Origin of the sequence: Nitrososphaera sp. (assembly GCF_050748925.1) — an archaeon.
In the GTDB taxonomy this organism is placed as follows: Archaea; Thermoproteota; Nitrososphaeria; order Nitrososphaerales; family Nitrososphaeraceae; genus Nitrososphaera.
The window spans coordinates 1-4,326 of sequence record NZ_JBOGQF010000142.1 but is presented as its reverse complement, the minus strand read 5'-3'; the positions used below and the strand labels follow the sequence as shown (position 1 = coordinate 4,326).

Genomic DNA, 4,326 nt, shown 5'->3' with positions numbered 1-4,326 from the left:
ATCATGCATCATCCCCGCTTACACTGCCTTTAACTTTCCCAGCGTTAGCCATGAGGATATTTTAGGAAGCTTATCTGGCCGTTCAGCTCTAGGTACGACTCTTCGACTTCCGAGATGTCGCGGATGCCATGGAGCCGCATGTAGGATTGGTATTCGTCGCTGCTCAGCCGGGCGTCCTTTAGCCCCTCTTTGAGGTTCTGCCGTCCTTGGCAAGCAGTATCGGCTTTGGCGTGGTAAGCTTTCCAAACGCCTTGCTCCTTGCCGTGAAATAGTCAAACGCCTTGAACAGCGCCACCACGAGCACCAACGCCGTGAACGCGTGGATAAAAGACACTTCCGGGTAGATCATCGGGTCGCCTATGGCCGTGCCCAGCCCTATCACCAGTATCAGCTCGTACATGCTTAGCTGGCCGAGGCCCTTGTGCCCCATCCAGCGTATCACAAAGAGCGCGAAAAAGGTAATGATAACTGTTCTTACGATCACCGACGCAAGAAAGTCGCCGTCGATGGCAAACGCGGTCTCTGCAAGATTAAAGGGAAATGGTTGGTCGCTTTCTGCCATGGAAAATAATGCGCCGGATTAAATTAAAGGGGAAGCAAAGGCAGTTACAGTAGAATCTTCTGCAATATGTAACAAAAAATACATGACGAGCCTTTTGTTCCCGGCTCGTTAACTACAGCCATCAGTCAGTAACAGGCTGCCAACACCAAAAGAATCGCCAAGTTCATTCCCCGGCCTGAAAGGGCCGAGGGGTTTTCGATCACGTGCTTTTTCCAGCAAGCGGCGTCGCAAAAAACTATTTGCTTGCAGGATTGAACCTCGCTATTACGCTCATCAGGTCCTTGCGGCGATACGGCTTGGGCAGCACGTCCTTGGCTCCCAAGGCCAGCAGGTCATTCCTGTCACTTTCCACTATCGAAGAAGCCGTAGATATAACGATATTTTTTGACTCTAGGATGCCGTCATCTTTTAATGCCTTGATTATGTCGTAGCCGCTGAACTCGGGTATCGCAAGGTCAAGCACGATCAGGTCGTAATGCCGGGCCTTTATTTCATCGAGGCCGTCCCTTCCGTTGTCAATCGTCTTGTATTCCACCCCGGCGTCGTCAAGGCAGATAGAGACCGCCTCGATAATGTCCGCGTTGTCGTCTATGACGAGAACTTTCAAGCCGGACCCTCCCGCGGCAGAGTGAATTTTATCGCAGCGCCTTTATCGTATGACTTGTCAAGCCAGATGGTTCCCCCGTGGGCTTCAACTATCCCCTTGCAGATGGACAGGCCCAGCCCGCTGCCGCCATGCTTTCGAGTTGCGCTGGTATCCACGTAATAGAATTTTTTGAACAGGCCGTCCGCTTTATCCGCGGGTATGCCGGGGCCGTTGTCCTCGACGGTAACGACGACAAAAGACTCACCATACCCTTCAGCCCGGATGGCTATTCTGCCCCCCTGTGCGGGGAGGAAATCGACCGAGTTCTTTACCAGGTTGGCCATCACCTGCCCTATCCTTTTTTGGTCGCAATGGACCGTGCCGGCGGTTCGGATGTCCGCGTCAAGCTGTATCTTTTTGTCAAGGGTGTAGGGCTTGAGCTCCTCCACAATGTCGTTTATCAGGCTGTCAACGGGCGCGTCTTCCCTGCTGAATTTCAGGTTGCCCATGTCGAGTTTGTACGCGTCCAGGACGTCGCCGACGAGGCTCTCTAGCTTGTCAAGGTTCCGGGCAAAGGACTTGATGGCCTTGACCTGCTTTTCGTTCAGGCTCGCCATCCCGCCTTCTATGAAAGTGTCGGTGTACAGCCTCATCGGGACGATGGGCGTCTTTAATTCGTGGCTTATCATGGCGATGAATTCGTCTTTTGATCTCTCTATGCTCCGCAGCTCGCTGTTTGCCTGCTCAAGGGCCTGCCGCGCGTTAGAGATTTCAGTCACGTCTGTAATCACCGTGTTGCTTACGACGAGTGCGCCTGCTTTGTCGTAGACAGACGATGCGCTCAGCAACGCAGGAAAGGCCGAGCCGTCCTTACGCCTGAGCCAGATTTCACGGTTTTGGACGTGCCCCGACTTTTTCCATGCTTCAAACGTCTTGCGCATGTGGTCGAGACTTTGCTCCGCCGTGCAGTCAAATATCGACGTCCCTACCAGCTCCTCTTTATTTGAATATCCGAGTGTTTTCACGTACGCCCAGTTGCAGTCAAGGATAATCCCGTCCGTGTTTATCGTCCGGTAAAGGTTAGGCGAGTTGTCATAGATGTTCTTGTACCAGCCCTCCGCAGTCATCCCGCAAGAGCTGATGCACCCAGAGAGGGTTTCGACATCCTGACCGTTGTTGTTTCCCATATGTGGAACTGCCATGTTTTGTTGCCGCTATTTAATAAGGCTTGAAAAAAGTGGGGCCGAAGGGATTTATCCTGACGCGGAATTGACCGCAATCATTTGAACCCTTGGTCCACGGGTTTCTTGCTCTAACTAGCCCTTTTGTTAGATCTGGAGCCCGTTGCGATGCCAGGCTTCGCTACGACCCCACCACAGTGGCACCGTGTTTTTGATAGCAGGAATATGTCTGTATAAGTCTTATTGTTTCTTGGCGTCTCTGTACCGGAACTTGTCCAGCTTCACCAGCTGATGGTACGAGCCAAACTGCGAGCTGTCCGCCAGGTCAAGGGCCGACTCCTCGTCGTCCTTTTCGCCGTACGTCTTTAACAACTTGTATGAAGTGGAGCGCTGCGCCGGCACCCTGCCGGCCGAGCGTATCAGCTGCCGTATTTCCCGTGGCCGCATCAGCTGCCCGTGCTGCGCGCCTGCGGCAGTCGATATCGATTCGTTGATGAGCGTCCCTCCAAAGTCGTTCACGCCTGCATTGAGCAACAGCTGCGACATCCTTGCGCCTTCCTTGACCCACGACACCTGGATGTTTGGAATGTGGCCGTTGAGCATGACCCTCGCCACTGCGTGCATCTTTACCACTTCAAGGCCGTCGGCGCCGGAGCGGATGTTTTGCACCGTGTGGTGACTGTACATCGGCGCCTCGGTATGCACAAACGACAGCGGGACAAACTCGGTAAAGCCGCGGGTTTCTTTCTGTATCTCTCGCAAGAGCGCGATGTGCTCGGCCTTGTGGCGCGAGTTTTCAATGTGGCCGTACATTATAGTCGATGTCGTTGGGATGCCGATAGAGTGTGCCTGCTTTATGATAGAGACCCATTCGCTGACCTTTATCCTGCCTGGCGATATCGTGTCGCGCAGCGGCTGGTCGAGGATTTCAGCTGCCGTCCCAGGCAGGCTGCCGACCCCGGCCTCCTTTAGCATCTTCAGGTAATCGCCAGTCTCGGACTCTGACCTGACAGCGCCATAGAGCACCTCTTCGGGCGAAAAGGCGTGGATGTGTATGTCTGGCAGCTCTTTCTTGACCGCGTTGCAGATGTCGACGTAGAGGTGGCCGTCCATCTTGGGCGGCAGTCCCGCCTGGATGCAGACCTCCGTGGCGCCAAGGCTCGCGGCCTCCTTGGCGCGCCTCACAATCTCTTCGTTTGGAAGAAAGTATCCCTCCTCTTCGCGGAAATCGCGTGAAAACGCGCAAAACCCGCACTGCTTTATGCAGACGTTTGTAAAGTTGATGTTGCGGTTCACGACATACGTCACGATGTCGCCGACTGCCCTTCTGCGCAGCTCGTCAGCGACTGCGACGAGCAGGTTCATTTCAAGGCCCGTGCTGTCAAAGAGCGCAATGGCCTCGTCGACTGAAACGTCCTTGTCAGAAAGCGCCCTGTCGAGCGCGCCTGCGACTATCGGGTCGGCGTTTTTCAAGAGCGAGTCAAGCGCCATTTAGGTACTCCTCCTTTACAAGCCCGGACCTGTCGGCAAGCAACCTGATGTTATCAGCCAGCCGTTCCGATATAAATCCACCTTCTAAATATTCAGGATACACCGGCAGCCTTGCGCGCAGCCGCTTGCCCCTGCCTTCCGTCGCCCGCCTTACGGCGTCGATCGTGGGCCACGGAAATTCCGGGTTGACGTGGTCGATGGTGACTGGCGATATGCCGCCCCAGTCGTTGATGCCGGCGTCGAGGTAGCGCCCGTATATGACAGGGTTAAGGTTTGGCGGCACCTGTATGTTCATCTCCGGCATTACCATCCGGGCAATAGCGACTGCGCGCAAAAAGTATTCTTTTGGCGTCGACGGGAAATCAGACATGCGGGTCTCAGGCTTGGGCTCGAAATTTTGCAGTATCACTTCCTGTATGTGGCCGTACTTTGTGTGCAGTTCCTTTATCACAAACAGCGAATCTACCAGTTCCTCAGGCGTTTCGCCGATGCCGGCCAGTATGCCG

Annotated in this window: 5 protein-coding genes, 1 tRNA gene and 1 pseudogene; all 7 read right to left on the bottom strand. The window is 54.5% G+C overall.

Annotated elements, in window-relative coordinates; genetic code table 11:
* Positions 1-44: 44 nt before the first annotated feature.
* The gene (locus ACREAY_RS10205; RefSeq protein WP_431755669.1) at positions 45-140 is read right to left on the bottom strand and encodes a hypothetical protein; all 96 of its coding nucleotides are present in this window, start codon (positions 138-140) and stop codon (positions 45-47) included.
* A 38-nt stretch (positions 141-178) separates the two neighbouring features.
* Positions 179-562, bottom strand: a complete 384-nt coding sequence (locus ACREAY_RS10200; protein ID WP_431755668.1) for a DUF421 domain-containing protein — start codon at positions 560-562, stop codon at positions 179-181.
* A gap of 235 nt (positions 563-797) precedes the next feature.
* Complete coding sequence (locus ACREAY_RS10195) at positions 798-1,169, bottom strand: response regulator (RefSeq protein WP_431755667.1); 372 nt, start codon at positions 1,167-1,169, stop codon at positions 798-800.
* Positions 1,166-2,350 (bottom strand): ATP-binding protein, encoded by a 1,185-nt coding sequence (locus ACREAY_RS10190; RefSeq protein ID WP_431755666.1) that lies wholly within the window; start codon positions 2,348-2,350, stop codon positions 1,166-1,168. Before ACREAY_RS10190 ends, ACREAY_RS10195 begins: the two co-directional genes overlap by 4 nt.
* A gap of 36 nt (positions 2,351-2,386) precedes the next feature.
* Positions 2,387-2,520: transfer RNA gene (locus ACREAY_RS10185), tRNA-Trp, on the bottom strand.
* A gap of 49 nt (positions 2,521-2,569) precedes the next feature.
* Positions 2,570-3,820 carry a 5-amino-6-(D-ribitylamino)uracil--L-tyrosine 4-hydroxyphenyl transferase CofH gene (gene cofH, locus ACREAY_RS10180; RefSeq protein WP_431755665.1) on the bottom strand — a complete coding sequence of 417 codons (1,251 nt, stop codon included), beginning with the start codon at positions 3,818-3,820 and terminating at the stop codon, positions 2,570-2,572.
* Positions 3,810-4,326 (bottom strand): annotated as a pseudogene (locus ACREAY_RS10175) (7,8-didemethyl-8-hydroxy-5-deazariboflavin synthase subunit CofG); the annotation flags it as partial. The gene cofH and the pseudogene ACREAY_RS10175, both read right to left, overlap by 11 nt.

What these genes read in the sequence shown, in the direction of transcription:
- ACREAY_RS10205 (WP_431755669.1), bottom strand. Translation starts at nt 140, where the DNA reads ATGCGGCTCCATGGCATCCGCGACATCTCGGAAGTCGAAGAGTCGTAC.
- ACREAY_RS10200 (WP_431755668.1), bottom strand. Translation starts at nt 562, where the DNA reads ATGGCAGAAAGCGACCAACCATTTCCCTTTAATCTTGCAGAGACCGCG.
- ACREAY_RS10190 (WP_431755666.1), bottom strand. Translation starts at nt 2,350, where the DNA reads ATGGCAGTTCCACATATGGGAAACAACAACGGTCAGGATGTCGAAACC.
- cofH (WP_431755665.1), bottom strand. Translation starts at nt 3,820, where the DNA reads ATGGCGCTTGACTCGCTCTTGAAAAACGCCGACCCGATAGTCGCAGGC.